This is a genomic window from Nocardia sp. TBRC8007 (genome assembly GCF_056629435.1).
The window spans coordinates 1-16,810 of sequence record NZ_JBWSOR010000009.1 but is presented as its reverse complement, the minus strand read 5'-3'; the positions used below and the strand labels follow the sequence as shown (position 1 = coordinate 16,810).

Annotated in this window: 16 protein-coding genes and 1 riboswitch; of the genes, 5 read left to right on the top strand and 11 right to left on the bottom strand. The window is 62.4% G+C overall.

Annotated features, from left to right (window positions below; all coding sequences use genetic code 11):
* Window positions 1-27: 27 nt before the first annotated feature.
* Complete coding sequence (gene radC, locus ACX4ZE_RS10710; RefSeq protein WP_480273207.1) at window positions 28-705, bottom strand: RadC family protein; 678 nt, start codon at window positions 703-705, stop codon at window positions 28-30.
* 155 nt (window positions 706-860) lie between these two features.
* Window positions 861-1,064 carry a type II toxin-antitoxin system VapB family antitoxin gene (locus ACX4ZE_RS10705; RefSeq protein WP_480273206.1) on the bottom strand — a complete coding sequence of 68 codons (204 nt, stop codon included), beginning with the start codon at window positions 1,062-1,064 and terminating at the stop codon, window positions 861-863.
* Window positions 1,065-1,367: 303 nt separating this feature from the next.
* Here ACX4ZE_RS10705 and ACX4ZE_RS10700 point away from each other — a divergent pair, with 303 nt between their 5' ends.
* Window positions 1,368-2,279 (top strand): phenylalanine 4-monooxygenase, encoded by a 912-nt coding sequence (locus ACX4ZE_RS10700; RefSeq protein WP_480273205.1) that lies wholly within the window; start codon window positions 1,368-1,370, stop codon window positions 2,277-2,279.
* Between the two features lie 21 nt (window positions 2,280-2,300).
* On the opposite strand, the gene ACX4ZE_RS10695 is transcribed toward ACX4ZE_RS10700, so the two are convergent.
* The 8 genes from ACX4ZE_RS10695 to ACX4ZE_RS10660 all read right to left on the bottom strand — a co-directional run bounded on the left by ACX4ZE_RS10695 (window position 2,301) and on the right by ACX4ZE_RS10660 (window position 11,440).
* Window positions 2,301-2,912 (bottom strand): TetR/AcrR family transcriptional regulator, encoded by a 612-nt coding sequence (locus ACX4ZE_RS10695; RefSeq protein WP_480273204.1) that lies wholly within the window; start codon window positions 2,910-2,912, stop codon window positions 2,301-2,303.
* 267 nt (window positions 2,913-3,179) lie between these two features.
* Window positions 3,180-4,205, bottom strand: a complete 1,026-nt coding sequence (gene yhjD / locus ACX4ZE_RS10690; RefSeq protein ID WP_480273203.1) for an inner membrane protein YhjD — start codon at window positions 4,203-4,205, stop codon at window positions 3,180-3,182.
* 41 nt (window positions 4,206-4,246) lie between these two features.
* Window positions 4,247-5,278, bottom strand: a complete 1,032-nt coding sequence (gene trpS, locus ACX4ZE_RS10685) for a tryptophan--tRNA ligase (protein ID WP_480273202.1) — start codon at window positions 5,276-5,278, stop codon at window positions 4,247-4,249.
* 22 nt (window positions 5,279-5,300) lie between these two features.
* A complete protein-coding gene (locus tag ACX4ZE_RS10680) occupies window positions 5,301-6,233 on the bottom strand; it encodes an oxygenase MpaB family protein (protein ID WP_480273201.1) in 933 nt (310 codons plus the stop codon).
* A 178-nt stretch (window positions 6,234-6,411) separates the two neighbouring features.
* Window positions 6,412-7,188 (bottom strand): exodeoxyribonuclease III, encoded by a 777-nt coding sequence (locus ACX4ZE_RS10675; protein ID WP_480273200.1) that lies wholly within the window; start codon window positions 7,186-7,188, stop codon window positions 6,412-6,414.
* A 42-nt stretch (window positions 7,189-7,230) separates the two neighbouring features.
* Window positions 7,231-7,701, bottom strand: a complete 471-nt coding sequence (locus tag ACX4ZE_RS10670) for a type II toxin-antitoxin system Rv0910 family toxin (RefSeq protein WP_480273199.1) — start codon at window positions 7,699-7,701, stop codon at window positions 7,231-7,233.
* Window positions 7,702-8,363: 662 nt separating this feature from the next.
* Complete coding sequence (locus tag ACX4ZE_RS10665) at window positions 8,364-9,581, bottom strand: NADP-dependent isocitrate dehydrogenase (protein ID WP_480273198.1); 1,218 nt, start codon at window positions 9,579-9,581, stop codon at window positions 8,364-8,366.
* A gap of 365 nt (window positions 9,582-9,946) precedes the next feature.
* A complete protein-coding gene (locus tag ACX4ZE_RS10660; RefSeq protein WP_480273197.1) occupies window positions 9,947-11,440 on the bottom strand; it encodes an MFS transporter in 1,494 nt (497 codons plus the stop codon).
* Between the two features lie 134 nt (window positions 11,441-11,574).
* Here ACX4ZE_RS10660 and ACX4ZE_RS10655 point away from each other — a divergent pair, with 134 nt between their 5' ends.
* The 3 genes from ACX4ZE_RS10655 (at window position 11,575) to metX (ending at window position 15,027) form a co-directional block, all read left to right on the top strand.
* On the top strand, window positions 11,575-12,294 hold the full coding sequence (locus tag ACX4ZE_RS10655) for a TetR family transcriptional regulator (RefSeq protein WP_480273196.1): 720 nt from the start codon (window positions 11,575-11,577) through the stop codon (window positions 12,292-12,294).
* Between the two features lie 52 nt (window positions 12,295-12,346).
* A riboswitch (SAM riboswitch) is annotated at window positions 12,347-12,457 on the top strand.
* 81 nt (window positions 12,458-12,538) lie between these two features.
* A complete protein-coding gene (locus ACX4ZE_RS10650) occupies window positions 12,539-13,873 on the top strand; it encodes a bifunctional o-acetylhomoserine/o-acetylserine sulfhydrylase (protein ID WP_480273195.1) in 1,335 nt (444 codons plus the stop codon).
* Window positions 13,870-15,027, top strand: coding sequence for a homoserine O-acetyltransferase MetX (metX, locus tag ACX4ZE_RS10645; RefSeq protein WP_480273194.1), 1,158 nt, complete (start codon window positions 13,870-13,872; stop codon window positions 15,025-15,027). Before ACX4ZE_RS10650 ends, metX begins: the two co-directional genes overlap by 4 nt.
* Before the next feature lie 95 nt (window positions 15,028-15,122).
* On the opposite strand, the gene ACX4ZE_RS10640 is transcribed toward metX, so the two are convergent.
* Window positions 15,123-15,368 (bottom strand): DUF3017 domain-containing protein, encoded by a 246-nt coding sequence (locus ACX4ZE_RS10640; RefSeq protein ID WP_480273317.1) that lies wholly within the window; start codon window positions 15,366-15,368, stop codon window positions 15,123-15,125.
* Window positions 15,369-16,151: 783 nt separating this feature from the next.
* Here ACX4ZE_RS10640 and ACX4ZE_RS10635 point away from each other — a divergent pair.
* Entirely contained in the window at window positions 16,152-16,706 is a 555-nt protein-coding gene (locus ACX4ZE_RS10635; RefSeq protein ID WP_480273193.1) for a recombinase family protein, read from the top strand.
* The last annotated feature ends 104 nt before the right edge of the window (window positions 16,707-16,810 follow it).

The following is a 16,810-nucleotide window of genomic DNA, read 5'->3' as shown; positions in this document are numbered from 1 at the left end:
CTTCGGGGTAGCACCAGCGCGCTCCGGTCAAGGAATCGGATGGCCTGGGGCGCTGGCCCACTTCTCCCCCGCGATCACTATGTGGTCGAGGAAACGGAGGCCGACGATATGAGCGGCTTCGGCGAGAATGGTGGTCGCGCGGCGATCATCGGCACTCGGGGTGGGATCGCCGGAAGGATGATTGTGCACGACGGCGAAGCCACGGCCATCATGGCGCAACACAGTATTAAGGATCTCCCGAACCGGGACCGCGACCTGATCGACGGCGCCCTGCGCGACGAATACCTTCTGGCGCAACCGATTCTGAGTATCGCACACCAGCACCAGCAGCCGCTCCACCCTGGCGCCGGCAAACTGCGCCCGAGCAGCGGCAGCCACGTCGGCGGCACTGGCCAACCGGATCGCGATATCCTGCCCGCCGCGCGCCCGCGCACCGATATGGAACGCGGCGATGATCGTGCTGGCCTTCGCCACCCCGATCCCAGCTCGCCGCGACAACTCCTCCGGTCGCACCGACGCCAATCCGGTCAGCCCACCGTGCTCGACCAGCAATTCCACCGCCAAATCCAATGCGCTCGCACCGCGCCTGCCATGTCGCAACAACAGTGCGAGCAACTCCGCGTCGCTGAGCGCCTGCGGCCCGAGCGCCAGCAGACGCTCGCGCGGCCGCTGCGCGGCAGGCACATCGACTAGGGAAACCGCCATGACTCCACCCCCTCGGTCACGCCAACAGTTTCCCGGATTCTGCCAGCAGGCACCGACACCTCGCCCACATCGAACAAGCCGACTACGGACGCGTGCGATGCCTGGTCACGAGCCACGAGATGCCGGGAACAGCCGACGCACGGTCAGGCACCCTGCTACCGATCGGCGCCGACGACCTCCGGCTCCGGCACAGCGAACAACACGTCCGAGGCGAGCTTCTCCAGATGGCGCAACTGGCGCTCGTGCACAACGATTCGGCGCAAAGCCTCGTTGACGGTGGTAGCACTCGTCGAAGTGCCCATGATAGCGGCAGCCGCGTCGAGCAATTCTTGATCGAGATCGATCCGCACGTACTTCATGCGCCCTCCTTCTTACTTTCGCCATCTTGCGTCATGATGCCCGCTCATGTCTGGCAAATCACGAACTCGACTCGCCTTACTTACCACGCAGGGGTATGGCTCCTATTACGGAGTGCCAGCACAACCTGGTCGGCGACCAATCCACGCACACCGGCCCAAAGTCGGCGATGTCGGACACTGTTCGGCCGACAGCGAATGCCATTCGCCGACAGAATCCACTGGAAAAGTGAATTAAACTAGGCATTTTGCTCAGTTTGACGGGCTTTTGTTGTCGATGGCGTTCGACGATGCTTGCATCGAAGTATGTTCACCGAGGCCCAGCTGTACTCGCCGGTGACCAGCACCGGTAACGGCGACGTGACTGTGCACCTATGCGAAGAGCATCCCGGCGTACACGATCTTTCGTATCGGGTCCGCCGCAATGCCATCGCCGCGGCGGCCCTGGAATACACGCCAGGAAAGCCGCTCTCCCGTATCGCCTATACCGACTCCGAGCAGCGGGTGTGGCGGATCGTATCGACGGAGCTAGCCCGCAAACACCACACCTATGCCAGTGCCGAAATACTCACGGCCGCTGCGGCACTAGCCCTGCCCACTGATCACATTCCGCAGTTGGACGAGGTATCCGCGGCGCTGGAGCCACTCACCGGATTCCGCTATGTCCCGGCCGCGGGCCTAGTACCGCTACGGGAGTTCTTCAGCTCCTTCGCCGCGCGAACCTTCCACTCGACCCAATACATCCGGCATCATTCCGCACCGCTGTACACTCCGGAACCAGATGCCATCCACGAGATCATCGGGCACGCCAACCAGATCGCCAGCCCACGTTTCGCGGCCATCTACGCCATGGTCGGCGCGGCGGCGAGCAGGCTGAACACCGAGCGCGCACTGAAATTCCTCGCCAACGTCTTCTGGTTCTCGATGGAATTCGGCGTCGTTCGCGAGCATGGCGAAATCCGTTGCTACGGAGCAGGCCTGCTGTCGTCTTTCGGAGAGATCGAGGAATTCCGGCATGTCGAACTCCGGCCACTGGATGTCACCGAGATGGGCAGCGCGAATTACGACATCACCCGCTACCAACCGGTTCTCTACTGCGCGGACTCGGTTGCCCAGATCGAAGATGTGCTCGGCGGCTTCTTCGCGACCATGGACGACGACACACCCGACCGCTTACTGCGCTCTGACGCTGCCCGGACTCGGCTCCCGGTCGAGTAATGATGGGATCGGAGTCGACCCTCAGGATGCGCGATTCGTCCCGATCGGGAGACCAGCGTTCAAAAAATCCAATGTATGGGTGATGTTCTCGACATTCATTGGTGTGATCGTCGAGATGGCCAAAGCTGCGCCCGCCATAGCGCCCGCCGCTACCCGAACCTCGAAATCGTCGGCACAGCGGCCGGTGTGCTCGGCCAGCAAGTGCGCAATGAGGTCGATACTACGGATGATCTCCACGCCTATAGCTGACCGCAACTCCGGCACGTGGTGCAGCAACGCCTGCCGCTCCTGCTCGAAGCCCAGAGCGGCGGCGGGCAGCTCCGCGAAGACCTCTAGCACCGCGTTGCGGAAAGCAGCCATCGGAGTGATATCGCGCGGCTGACGCCGCAGCGCCTCCACCAGCAACGGATCGAGGTCATCGGTGAGCACGAGCTGCTCTTTGGTCTGGAAATAGCGAAGAAAGGTACTCGGCGAGACATCAGCCGCTGCGGCGATCTGCTCGATAGTCGTCTCGCTGTAGCCCTGCGCACGGAACAGCCGGAACGCTTCCAGGCGAATCGTCCGGCGATCGCGCTCCTTCTTCCGCTCGCGCAGCGTCCGCACCGCGCCGCGCACGGGTAGCTCGACCGACATGCATCGATTCTGCCGCATCCAGCGCACATACACTGGCTGAACCCACATCGACCCATCGACGATCGGATCGCGATTCAGCGCACCCAGTCGCGGTTGATAACGAGTGGACAACATCGTTCCCAACACCACGACAGCGATAGCGACCAGTTACCCACGATCCGGCCGAGCGACCAGCTGGTCGCGGTCGAGGCACCGCACAGCGTAGATACCCGCCAACGTTCGACCACTCGGAGAACATGAGGGGTCGCCCGACTCGGCGCTTTCCGGTCAACGATGGCCGGAAAGCCTCCGCAACCTCGAAAGAATAAGGGCGGCAAGGACACCCGCACCAAAGTAACTGGCGCCCGCGCCCACCGGCAGGCCGCTGGCGCCGACCCGGGGCACGATCACAGCAGTGCCGGGCGGGGAGATCTCGGCCTCCGGCTCGTTCTCGGCGGCAGTGGCGGCCCATGCGGTAGCGAACAGCGTGATGCGGTAGGTGGTGTAGGTGAACACCATCAGGCCGATGATCGAACCGAATGTAGCACCCGCGGGACTGTTCAGGACTATTTGCAGATAGAGCGAGGCAACGAGCTTGAATACTTCGAATACCGGCGCGGCCAACGCCGCCGCCTTGGCCGCACTGGCCAGCGTGACCGGTTCACGCGGAAGCCGGGCAATGATCCAGGCGAACATCGCCCAGGAGCCCAGGAGCCCGAGCAGGATGGAAGCCACCCTCAGCAGTAAATCGGCGCCAGGGAGATCAATGAGGCCGAGACCTCTGAGCAGTTGCGTACCGAGCGCGCTCGACGCCAACGCCGACAAGCCGAGCAGAATTGTGAGAGCAAGACCGAGACCGACCAACGCGCCCAGATCGGAGAGTTTGGTCACCAGCCAGTTGCGCTCAGTGGTCCGCTGCTCCCATTGCTCGGTGAGCGCAGCGCGCAGATGGGTCATCCAACCGAGACCGGTATAGATCCCGACGAGCAGACCCAGCACGCCGACCGTGCCCCGTGATTCGATCGCCCGGTCGATCAGATCGCTCACCTGCGTGCCGAATAGGCCCGGCATATTCTCGATGATCTTGGCCCGCACCATATCGATCAAGTCGGGATTGCTGGACAAGACCAGGCCCGCGACCGAGAAAGCGACCATCAACAGCGGAAACAGCGACAGCACAGTGAAATACGTGATGCCTGCCGCGTAATGGTCGCCCCGTTGGTCACGGTAGCGGCCTGCCGCCCGGACCAGATGCTCCAACCAGGGTCGGGCCTGAATCCAGCGCTTGACCCCCGTCACGATAGTGTCGATCACCGCACCATTCGCCTTTCGACGCGAAAACTCACGAACGGTGCTCAGCGGCCCAACAGGCCGACTCGATCGTATACCTGTGCAAGAGTACTGCCCGCGATCTCGCGCGCCCGCTCGGCTCCGGTGGCGAGGACCCGGTCCAGCTCCCCTCGATCCGACAGATATTCTCGCACCTTCGCCTGCAATGGTGTGACGAACTCCACCAGCGCGTCGGCGACAGCCGCCTTCAGCTCGCCATAGCCTTTGCCCTCGAAATCCTTCTCCAGCGTGATGATCGGCGTTGTGGTCAGCGCACTCAGGACCACCAGCAAGTTGCTGATGCCCGGCTTGCGCTCGGTGTCGTAGCGGATCTCGCGTCCGGTGTCGGTGACCGCCGATTTCACTTTCCGCACGGTGATCTTCGGGTCATCCAGCAGGTTGATCAGGCCCGCGTCGGTGGTGGCCGACTTGCTCATCTTCGCGGTCGGATCCTGCAGGTCGTAGATCTTCGCAGTGCCCTTGACGATATGCGCCTCCGGCACCACGAACGTCTTCTTGAACCGGGTGTTGAAGCGCTGCGCCAGGTTTCGGGTGAGTTCCAAGTGTTGCCGTTGATCTTCACCGACCGGAACCTGATGGGTCCGGTAGAGCAGGATATCCGCGGCCATCAGCACTGGGTAGGTGAACAGGCCGACGGTCGCGTTCTCCGCGCCCTGTTTCACCGACTTGTCCTTGAACTGGGTCATCCGGCTCGCCTCGCCGAAGCCCGTGATACAGCTGAGTACCCAGGCCAATTCGGCGTGTTCGGGTACCTGACTCTGCACGAAAAGGGTAGACCTCTTCGGGTCGATACCGAGCGCGAGCAGCTGCGCGGCGGCGGCCCTGGTCCGCGCTTTCAGCTCCTTCGGGTCCTGCGGCACGGTGATCGCGTGCAGATCAGGGATGAAATACAACGTGTCATAGTCGTCTTGCATGGTCACCCAGTACTGCAACGCGCCAAGGTAGTTCCCGAGATGAAATGAGGAGCTGGTCGGCTGGATCCCGGACAGAACCCGCTGTGTGCGTTCGGCGGCCGGAGTGGGCGCAGGACTGGACATGCCACCGATCTTCGCATGCGGTTCAAGCCGGATTCCGCTGCACCCAGTTCCGCGGATCGATCCCCGGCATGCTCGGCCGCCCACTGCCGACCAGTTCGCGTTCGCGTTCGGCGAGCATGGTGTATACCGGCGCGCTGGGGCCTGCGAGGGCGCCGTGTAATATCTCGGGCAGCAGTGGGACCGGCACATGCGCAGTACGGACTGCACGCGCCAGCATCAGATAGGCGGCCTCGTCCGCAATCCCCCAGCGCATCCCGTACATCCGGCGGATACGCGACGGCAAACTACCCTGCACCAGCAGATAGAACGCCGAGGTAACCTGCCGTAGCGGCATACCGGGCGCATACGGTACGCGCTGGCCGGCCAGATAAGATCCGACCAGCCGCGCCTCTTCGGTGAGAAACAGTTCACTGGAGTGGAGGTAATGGTCGAAGAATGCGCGGAACTCTCGATAGCTGCCCGGTGCGGCGGCCGCGGACATACCGAATAGCTCACCCCAACGCACATAGTCCTGGTAGAGACCTTCCCGTTCGTCGTCGCTCAGGGTACGCACCAGCAAGTCGTGCATCACCTCAGCAGAATCGAAGGCGAAGGCCATCGTCATGAACATCAGGTGCGGGTCGAGCGCGGAGTATCGGGTGCCCGCCGGGTAATGGGCGCCCGCGTCCTCTGGCAGCGCGCCACGAACTGTACTGTGCTTCTTTTTGGTGAACGCCAGCGCGCGATCGGCCTCGGTCTTACTGCCGAGGAACACCGCCTCGAACAGCCTCCCGGTCAGCGCGAGCCTGGTGTAGGGCATCGTCCGATGCTCGGTGTTTTCCGCGGTGCCGACATAGAGCAGCGGGTGTACCGCGCCGACGACCAGAGCGCGCAGACCATAGGTGAGACCTACCGCACGCTTGCGCATGACTCGTCGAACCATCGAATGGTCACTGAAGTAGCCGGGCTCGGACATCGCGGTCTCCTCGAGAGCATCCAGCAACAGGATCCGACAGAATCAACCACTCTGGCAACACCCTCTACCAGAATCGTGACCACACTTTGACCTATCAGCGCGCCGTACCGGATAGGCCGTGCGAACATTTACGCTCGCGGCGCATCGGTCCAGCCCGACCAATTCACCTGTGCGCGATTCACTGGTACCGCACCGTGACGGGTGCGTGGTCGGACCAGCGCTGATCGTAAGCATCGGCCCGCTCTACCCGCGCATGTTCAGCGCGCGTGGCGAGCTCACCCCGGACCAGATGGTAATCGATGCGCCATCCACTATCGTTGTCGAAGGCACGCCCGCGGTACGACCACCAGCTGTAGGGGCCTTCGACCCCGGGATGCAAGCTGCGCACCACGTCGATATAGCCCGCGGCCAGCAACTCATCGATCCAGGCGCGCTCTTCCGGCAGAAACCCGGCCGACTTCAGGTTGCCCTTCCAATTCTTCAGATCCCGCTCGGTGTGCGCGATGTTCCAGTCGCCTGCCACCACGAAATCGCCGGGCCGCGTGGTCAAGTAGGCACCGAGTTCGGCCATGAAACGATACTTCTCGTTCTGGCGCGCGGTGCCCGCTTCACCAGAGTGCACATACACACTCGCCACCGTGGTGTCGTCGAAATCGGCCTCTAGATAACGACCCGCGGCCCCGAACTCGTCACTGCCGAAACCGATCCGCACTGCGCGCGGCGCCTGTCGAGACAAAATGCCGACGCCGGCACGTCCCTTTGATTCCGGCTCGGCGTGCGTCAACTGCCACCCCGCGTCCAGCGCGGATGCCAGTGCGACTCTGACCTGTTCATCGGTGGCGCGGGTTTCTTGCAGACAGACAACGTCGGCCGCTGTGGTCGCCAACCAGGCGAGTAGGCCTTTCCTCGCGGCCGCGCGGACACCGTTCACGTTCACCGTCGAGATGCATGGCACACGCTGACCGTACCGTGCTGGTCGGATGCCGCCCCTGCGGCATCAGCTGTCCACTGGCCCTGAATCACCAGACGGCGTCGTGTTCCCCGAGGCCAGCGCGGTGAGCTGTGTGAGGTTTCGATCGAGCTGTTCACGGCCGATCGACTCCACTGCCTTGGCGAGTGAGCCCCTGATCATCAGTCCGGAGAATTCACACTGCACCGTGATCGTGCTGCCATCGCCGTTCGGCTGGATGTCATAGACGAAATCAGTCTTCACCCCAGTTGTTTCACTGCGAATGATCAGCGTATTCGGTGCGGCCATCGAGACAACGGTTACTTCGGAATCGCTCGTCATGCCGAGCAACGTGAACTTGACAGCCAGCTTGGCGCCCTCGGTCAGTACCGTTGGCGGCTCCTTCAGAAAATGGTCTATGTTCGTGAACCATTCGCCCCAAGTATGCGGGTTGGCGACAAAAGCCCATACCTCTTCCGGAGAGGTATCTATATCCCTGATCTCCTCGATATGCGCCATGCGTTCCGATCCTTGTCGATTTCACCTTGGCCCGGCCACAGTCAGCAGTCTGACTTCCTCGCACTCCTCGAGTAACGTCATCGGCACGAGAACTCTCTGAGACAAAACTACAAACTTGCAGGTAGACAGACAAGTCTTCGCCCATCACGTCACCCTACTGGCCCCCAAAGGCCGGCGCCTGGGAGGTTTACGGGTTGATCGAGGCCCGCCTGGACGGGACTTCGTCACCGCTGCGATGGCCCGTCAGTGGCGAGTTGTCCACACCGAATGGATTTCGAACACGGCTGGATCGAGAGGAATTCCTCCACCAGTCAGTTCACGACAAGGTGGGATCTCACGGAGAAGACCAATGGCCGCTCAGTTCGGCAGCCACGCCGGGCAAACTGCCGACCTGATTCGGATGACAGCGGGAACGCCGGCTACATTGACGGCGCTCGAGATCAGCATAACCGCAGCAGCCCTCTTCATCGCCATACTGCCGGTAAAAACATGGCATCTTCCGGCGATGGAACCACCCGTCTGGCAATCAAGAGGAAATCGCACCGAAACTGACCGGAAACAATCCGGGCACCCGTTCCACTTACACGTGGGGCGGGTGCCCGATGGCATTCATGCCCGGCGCTGGGTACGCCCCAGCACCGAAGTAGGTCGAACGAGCCGATTCAGCGCAGCGCGCGAGCCAGATTGGCATCCAGAGCGCCGAGGAACTCCTCAGTGCTCAGGTATCCCTGGTCCCCCCCGACGAGCAGCGCGAGGTCCTTGGTCATCTGGCCACCCTCGACGGTCTTGATGACAACGTCCTCCAAGGTCTGCGCGAAGCCGATCACTTCGGGGGCATTGTCCAGCTTGCCGCGGTGCTCCAGACCACGAGTCCAGGCGAAAATCGACGCGATCGGGTTGGTCGAGGTCGGCTTGCCCTGCTGGTGCTGGCGGAAGTGCCGGGTGACAGTCCCGTGCGCGGCCTCTGCCTCACAGGTCCTGCCGTCCGGAGTCAGCAGCACGGAGGTCATCAGACCGAGAGAACCGAAGCCCTGCGCCACCGTGTCGGACTGTACATCGCCGTCGTAGTTCTTGCACGCCCAGACGTAGCCGCCCTCCCATTTCATGGACGAGGCGACCATATCGTCGATCAAGCGATGCTCGTAGGTCAGGCCCGCCGCGTCGAACTGGGTCTTGAACTCGGCGTCGAAGATGTCCTGGAAGGTGTCTTTGAACATACCATCGTAGGCCTTCAGGATGGTGTTCTTCGTAGAGAGATACACCGGGTAGTTCTGCTGCAGACCGTAGTTGAACGAAGCCCGCGCGAAATCCTCGATGGACTTCTTGAAGTTGTACATCCCGAGTACAACGCCGCCGTCCTCGGGAACCTTAACCACCTCGTGGACGATCGGCTCGCTGCCGTCCTCCGGAGTGAAGGTGAGGGTGACAGTGCCCGCTTGGTGCACTTTGAAGTCGGTAGCGCGATACTGGTCACCGAAAGCATGTCGACCGATGATGATCGGCTTGGTCCACCCCGGCACCAGCCGAGGAACGTTCGAGATGATGATAGGCGCCCGGAAGATGGTGCCGCCCAGAATGTTACGGATGGTGCCGTTGGGCGAACGCCACATCTTCTTCAGGCCGAATTCCTTGACCCGTGCCTCGTCCGGCGTAATAGTCGCGCACTTCACGCCCACACCGTGTCTCTTGATCGCCTCGGCAGCGTCGACGGTGACTTGATCGTCTGTCTTGTCGCGGTACTCGATACCGAGGTCGTAGTACTCCAGATTCACATCGAGATAGGGGTGGATCAACTTGTCCTTGATGAACTGCCAGATGATCCGAGTCATCTCGTCACCGTCGAGTTCTACAACGGTGCCTTCAACCTTGATCTTGGACATGGATCTTCGTGTCCTCCTAGGATGGTGCCATCATTGCACGGCCAGGTGAACACGCTTGTGAGCGGACCCCAGCTGTTCCAACAGACAACGTATATGTCCCGCGCTGTCCACGAGACGTGTGGTGCAAACAAGACAAGCGTACTGCTGCTGACATTCTCACCGCGCGGGCAACCCGGACAGTGAGCCAGACCACCCCGGTTATCGATCGACCAAGCGGCACCCAGGCTGCGGCGAGGTGTGTAGAGCTGCCGTCTCCGCAATGATCCGCTTCCCGCACTGCGATGACAATCTCGCCGCCGACCCGGTCCGGGTAACGCCGAGGTCCGCGTACCACCGATATGATACGCGGACCTCGCACGACCTGGTCAGACCGCGAGCGGGCTCCGGGCCTCCTCCTCCGATCCTTCGATCAGATTCTCCGGCCGGTCCCGGATCATCAAGGCGATAATCGGGATGGCTAGGAGAAAGAATCCGGCACCGATATAGAAGGCCACATCGTAGCTGTGAATCGCGGCTCGGGCAGCCAGGTTGTCGATGGCCGGGTTGTTCTCCGCGAATGCCTGGGCGGCCTGCACCGAAATAGTGGTCAGCAGTGCCGTACCCACCGCGCCGCCGATCTGCTGCGCCGCGTTCAGCAGGGCGGAGGCGACACCCGAGTCTTCTTCTCCCACTTGGTGCAGTGCGACAGCCTGCATACCGATGAACAAGGGGCCCATGGCGAGCGCGATGATCACCTGAGCGGGCAACACACTGGTGAGATAGCTGTCGCCATAGCTCAGCTGGGCCAACAACACCAGTCCGACGACGCCGAGTACAGCGCCGACCATCATCAACGGACGTGGGCCGAGCTTCGGCAGCAACGCGCTGGTGACAGCCGCTGAGATCACGATGCCCCCGGGTAAAGGCAGGAACGCGAAGCCCGCCTTCAACGCAGAATAACCGAGCGTGATCTGGAAGTAATAGCTGAGGAACAGGAGCATCGCGAACATAGGGATCGGGATGAGCAGCGCCACCAAGAACGCGCCGCCCCGGTTGATCTCTCCTGGAATACGCAGCGGCAGCAGGGGATTCGATGAATGCTGTTCGACCGCGACGAAGATGACGAGCAGGACCGCCCCCGCGATCAACAGCGACAGCGTGCTGCCTGCCAGCCAACCGTCGTCCGCGGCACGACTGAATCCATACACAACGGCGATCAAGCCGAGCGTCACCGTGACCGCACCGGGCACGTCATAGCCACCCGTGCGCTTCGTGGGAGCATCTTTCATCACCCAGGCCAGCGCGCCGAACAATGCGAGCAACGCTACTGGCGTATTGACCAGTAGGCACCAGCGCCACGATGCGTATTCGGTAAGCACGCCACCTGCGATCAGACCGAGCGCGGCGCCGCCCGCGGAGATGCCGGCGAACACCCCGAAAGCGGTGGCGCGCTCACTGGGTTCGGTGAAGGTCACCGACAACAGCGAAAGCGCGGCAGGTGCGAGCAGCGCACCGAAGGCACCCTGCAGTGCGCGGCCCGCGAACATTTCCGCGCCGCTTTGCGCGAGACCTGCCAGGGCCGAAGAAGCCGCGAAACCGATCAGGCCGATGATGAAGATCCGGCGTCGTCCCAAGTAGTCGGCCAATCGACCACCCAGCAGCAGCAGACCACCGAAGATCAGTGTGTAGGCCGTGATCACCCATTGCCGGTCGCTATCGCTGATGTCGAGATCGCGCTGTGCGAACGGCAGCGAAATAGTCACGATGGTGGCATCCAGCACCACCATGAGCTGAGCCACCGCGATCACCGCCAGCGCGAGCCAGCGCGTTGAACTCCCCTGTTTTCGCGGCGGGTCCGCCGCTGTCACCACTTGGCTCATTGCCGTCTCCTCGTCCTTCGATACGCTGAAGCCATACTGGCAGTAAGCGACATTTGTCGTCAATAGCCAAGTGTCGTAATACGACATTTGGCTGCTTTGAACAGGAAATGATGGCTTGCCATACCATGGGAAGCATGCTCGAGTCATCGGCCCCGATGGGCGCGACCGTCGCGGCCGACAACGCCGCGGACACCCGCACAGCCCTGGGGCTGCGTGAACGCAAGAAGCGACAAACCAGGTTGCGCATCATCGCGGCCGGTCTCGACTTGTGCGACCGGCACGGCTTCGACACAACCACGGTCGAACAGGTCGCCCATGCCGCAGACGTCTCACCACGCACAGTCAATCGCTATTTCGATAGCAAAGAAGACATAATCCTCGGTCCTATCGAGGACTTCGATGCCGCTGTCGCCGAGACTCTGCGCGAACTCCCCCGTACCAGCAATGAACTGGAAGCCCTGCGCGAAGCCTTCCTGCGTGTGATCGATCGAGCCGCCGACACCGATAGCGCGGTTTCATTTCGACAGTTCCAGCAGATACGGCGAATTCTGCGCAGCAGTCCATCGGTCAACGCACGCAGCCTGGAGCGCACCGACAACGCGGCGACCGCGGCCGTGGTCGCCGAACGTCTCGGTACCGAACCTGACGCGCGCGAAGTACGACTCATCGTCGGGACCTGGCAAGTGATCTGCCACGTCGGCATGGAGTGCTCGGACGAACAGTTCCCGCCCGACAAAGTCTTCACGGAAGAGGACATCGCGACCACGGCCGAGTCGGTACGCACCGCGCTCAACGAGAGCTTCGACGCTTTCGTGCGCGTGTGCTGTCTCACGCGACCAAGCCCTGGCCAGTGAATTCGACAGCAGATTTCGGCTGCTGACCACTCGCCAGTTATGATGCCCGATAGGTCATGAGTACCAGCGGCAAGCCCCGGCTCGCTGGTCGGCAACCCTCCAGCAGCGGTGGGGTGCTCCGGGTGATGACCTGGCTCCCGAGAGTCGGGAGCAAGCGCGCATCAGGAGGTCTCTGGCATGTGTTGTCGCTCGTCACACCGTTAACCCCTAACCCGTACCGGCGAACATCATCTATGGAGCAATAATGAGTGAAGCCACCGCGCCTGTGGCCGGGAACGACCCGACGCAGTGGTCCTTCGAGACCAAGCAGATCCACGCGGGCCAGACTCCCGACAACAGCACCGGAGCCCGCGCCCTACCGATCTACCAAACCACCTCTTACGCCTTCCGCGACACCGACCACGCGGCGGCGTTGTTCGGCCTGGCCGAGCCGGGCAACATCTACACCCGGATAACGAACCCCACCCAGGACGTGGTGGAGCAGCGTATCGCCGCCCTGGAGGGTGGTGTGGCCGCACTGCTGCTCGCCTCCGGTCAGGCCGCGGAAACCTTCGCGATCCTCAATATCGCAGAAGCCGGCGACCATATCGTGTCCAGTTCGCACCTCTACGGCGGCACCTACAATCTCTTCCGCTACTCGCTGGCCAAGCTCGGCGTCGAGGTCTCCTTCGTCGAAAATCCCGACGATCTGGCGCAGTGGGAGGCTGCGATTCGTCCGAACACCAAAGCTTGCTATGGCGAGACCATCGCCAACCCGAGCGGCGCCGTATTCGACATCCCCGGCGTCTCCGCCGTCGCCCACGCCGCGGGGATCCCGCTGATCGTAGACAACACCGTGGCCACCCCATACCTGATTCAGCCGCTGGCGCACGGTGCTGACATCGTCGTGCACTCGGCCACGAAATATCTCGGCGGGCACGGCGCGGCTGTCGCGGGCGTGATCGTCGATGGTGGCTCCTTCGACTGGACGGCGACCGACGAGCAGGGACAGTCCCGTTTCCCCGGCTTCACCACCCCCGATCCGAGCTATCATGGCGTGGTGTACGCCGATCTCGGCGCACCCGCCTTCGCGGTCAAAGCTCGCGTGCAACTGTTGCGTGATCTCGGCTCGGCGGTTTCGCCGTTCAACGCGTTCTTGATCAGCCAGGGCATCGAAACACTGAGCCTCCGGATGGAACGGCACGTCGCCAATGCCGAGAAGGTCGCCGAGTTCTTGAGCACACACCCGGCAGTCGAGGCGGTCCACTATGCGGGCCTGCCCTCCTCACCATGGCATGAACGCGGGAAACGGCTGGCTCCGAAAGGCACCGGCGCGATCGTCGCGTTCGAACTGCGGGGTGCGGTGGACGCGGGCAAGAAGTTCGTCGACGGGTTGGCCCTGCACAGCCACGTAGCCAATATCGGGGATGTGCGTTCCCTCGTGATCCACCCTGCCTCGACAACACATTCCCAACTCACGCCAGAAGAACAGCTGGCCTCCGGTGTCACCCCCGGACTGGTCCGCCTCGCGGTGGGTATCGAAGGCATCGAAGACATCCTGACCGATCTGCGCGCCGGCTTCGCGGCAGCGGCAACGTGACCGTGAGCACCGAATCGAGCATTCGGACCACAGGCATCGCCCTACCGCCTCCGGACGGACAGCTCGGCACCATCGACATCGGGGACGTACCGCTGGAAAACGGCATGGTCGTTCCGAATGTGCACCTCGGGGTGCAGCGCTGGGGCGAGCTCTCCCCCAGACTGGACAACGTCGTGCTCGTCGAGCACGCACTGACCGGTGACTCGCACGTCGTCGGCAGACCCGACGACATCCACCTACTGCCAGGTTGGTGGGACGGCATGGTCGGACCGGGTGCGCCACTGGATACCGACGAGTGGTGTGTGATCGCGACGAATGTGCTGGGCGGCTGCAAGGGCAGCACCGGCCCCTCCTCGTGGGCTCCAGACGGAAAGCCCTGGGGCGCAAGGTTTCCGGAGGTATCCATCCGCGATCAAGTGACTGCGGAGATGATGTTGATGGACCTGCTCGGCATCGACCGTCTCGCCGCCGTGGTCGGGGGGTCGATGGGCGGGATGCGAGTGCTGGAGTGGATGGTAGACATGCCCGAGCGGGTGGCCGCCGCTCTGGTGCTCGCGGTCGGCGCCCGCGCCACCGCCGACCAGATCGGTACCCAGACCACGCAGATCGCAGCGATCAAAGCCGACCCGGACTGGCAGGGCGGCAACTACCACGGCACCGGCCGGGCCCCGATGACGGGTATGGGCATCGCCCGGCGGATCGCGCACCTGACCTACCGCACCGAATTCGAACTCGACCACCGATTCGAGAACAAGCCTCAGAGCGGCGAGGATCCCCGTGCCGGCGGCCGCTACGCGGTGCAGAGCTACCTCGACCACCAGGCCGAAAAGTTGTGCAAACGCTTCGATCCCGCCACTTATGTCCTGTTGACCGAGGCGATGAACCGACACGACATCGGCCGTGGCCGTGGCGGCATCGAAACCGCGCTCGCGGCGACAACGGTGCCGTGCGTAGTGGGCGGCGTCGACTCCGACCGGCTGTATCCCCTGCAAACCCAACAGGAGCTGGCCGATCTGCTACCCGGCTGCGACGGACTGGAGATTCTGAATTCACGCTATGGGCACGACGGGTTCCTCACCGAGACCGCGGCGGTGGCGAAACTGCTGACCGAGACCATGCGACTGGCAAAGTTCGCCGTGCGGCCCGAGCGCTGAGAGCCGCACCGAATCTCCTCGGGGCGGCATGCTTCAGGGGCGGCCAGAGGCTGCACCCTGATCGGCTAGCCGATGCCGAAAGTGTCCCGCATCGGCTAGCCGATACCGAGAGTATTGATCGTGACCGCGAGAAATATAATGCTGGAGCCGAGCAAAATCAGCGCACCGACGTCGAAGGGCTTGCTGCGCACCGCGAGCAGTCCGACCCGCGCAGTCGGAAGGCATAGCCGGAATGCCGCGGCCAGCAACGTCGCACCGCCGAAGAACAGCACCCCCCGCCGCCATCGCTCGGCAGCGACGAGCACCACCGCCACTACGATGACCAGTGCCACAATCGCCATCGGCAGATGACAACGCAGAAACTCCGCTCCCGGACCACTGCGCTCAGCCCGATGATGTGCGGCAGATATATCGGCATCGGTCACACCCCGATTCTCGCAGAAACCTGTCACTACTCGGAAACGCGGGGCGGATCTGCCGCTGAGGAACAACACAGACCATCGACTTCGACTGCTGTCCGACTGACCGACATCGTCGGTAGCTCTCAGCCACCTGATTGACTGATACCCGTGTTCCATTTGATGTTCCACGAGCCATACATCACTCATTGCACAACATATCAAACGCATTGTCCCGGCTTCGCGACTCCCCAACCCGTACAGGGCCTCGAACCCGCATAACGCCCCGGTCTAAAGGACATGGGGAGGGTATACCCCCTGGGGGCCGTGATGCCGATCTCGACGTGCCTATGCACGGATGTGCTACCCAGCCGAACGCGGGTCTTGCTCGACACTCGGCCCGTTCCGGCGCACTCCTCGGTCAAGCGCCGTATCTATCAGATCCGCCTGTCTGGGCTCTGTAATCCGACGATTCCCCGGTGTCCGCCTCTACGGCTTGCCGGTGCCCACCTTCTCTGCCCTGCCGACTCCGGGCCTACTCCGGTGTCGTCCCACTCCCACAATTCGGTGTCTCAAAAACGATCGATTGTTGCGACTGAGACCGCCCCCCGGTCGGACTCTCGTTGCCCTCGAGGAACTTCCGAACCAACTGTCTTGAAAACCCGTCTCATAACCTATAATCTCAAAATCACTAGATCGACGGGATTATGAGATAGGAACGAGTCAGTGGCAGTCATCGGATACGCACGAGTCAGCACCACCGACCAAGACCCACAGCTTCAGCTAGACGCGCTCGAATCGGCTGGTGCCGAACGTATCTTCACGGACCATGGCGTATCCGGCACCAAGGCCGAACGGCCGGAACTGGATCGGTGCCTGGACCACCTTCGCGAGGGTGATGTACTCACGGTGTGTAAGTTGGACCGGCTGGGCCGCAACACTGTTCATGTACTCCAGCTGATCGAGCACCTGACAGAGCGCGGTATCGGCTTCCGCAGCGTCACCGAAGGTCTGCACACCGATGGGCCGATGGGCAAGGCGATGCTGACGATCATGGCCGCATTCGCTCAGTTGGAGCGAGACACGATGGTCGAACGGACTCAGGCCGGACTGGCAGCCGCAGCGGCCAACGGCCGCAAAGGTGGACGGCCCCGCAAGGTCAACGATGACGACGCCGCCAAGGCTCGACAGCTGAGGGCTAAGGGGATCAGCGCACCGGATATCGCGAAGATGCTCGGATGCTCCCGAGCGACCATCTATCGGTATCTCTCCGGACAGTGATGTCCGGGGAAGCTGGTAGCGGTCCGGCACGGCTGAAGGTTTCGCCCCTATCAGGTTCGATCATCCTGCCTACCAGTAGTTTTGCACCATTGATGAAAGACTGA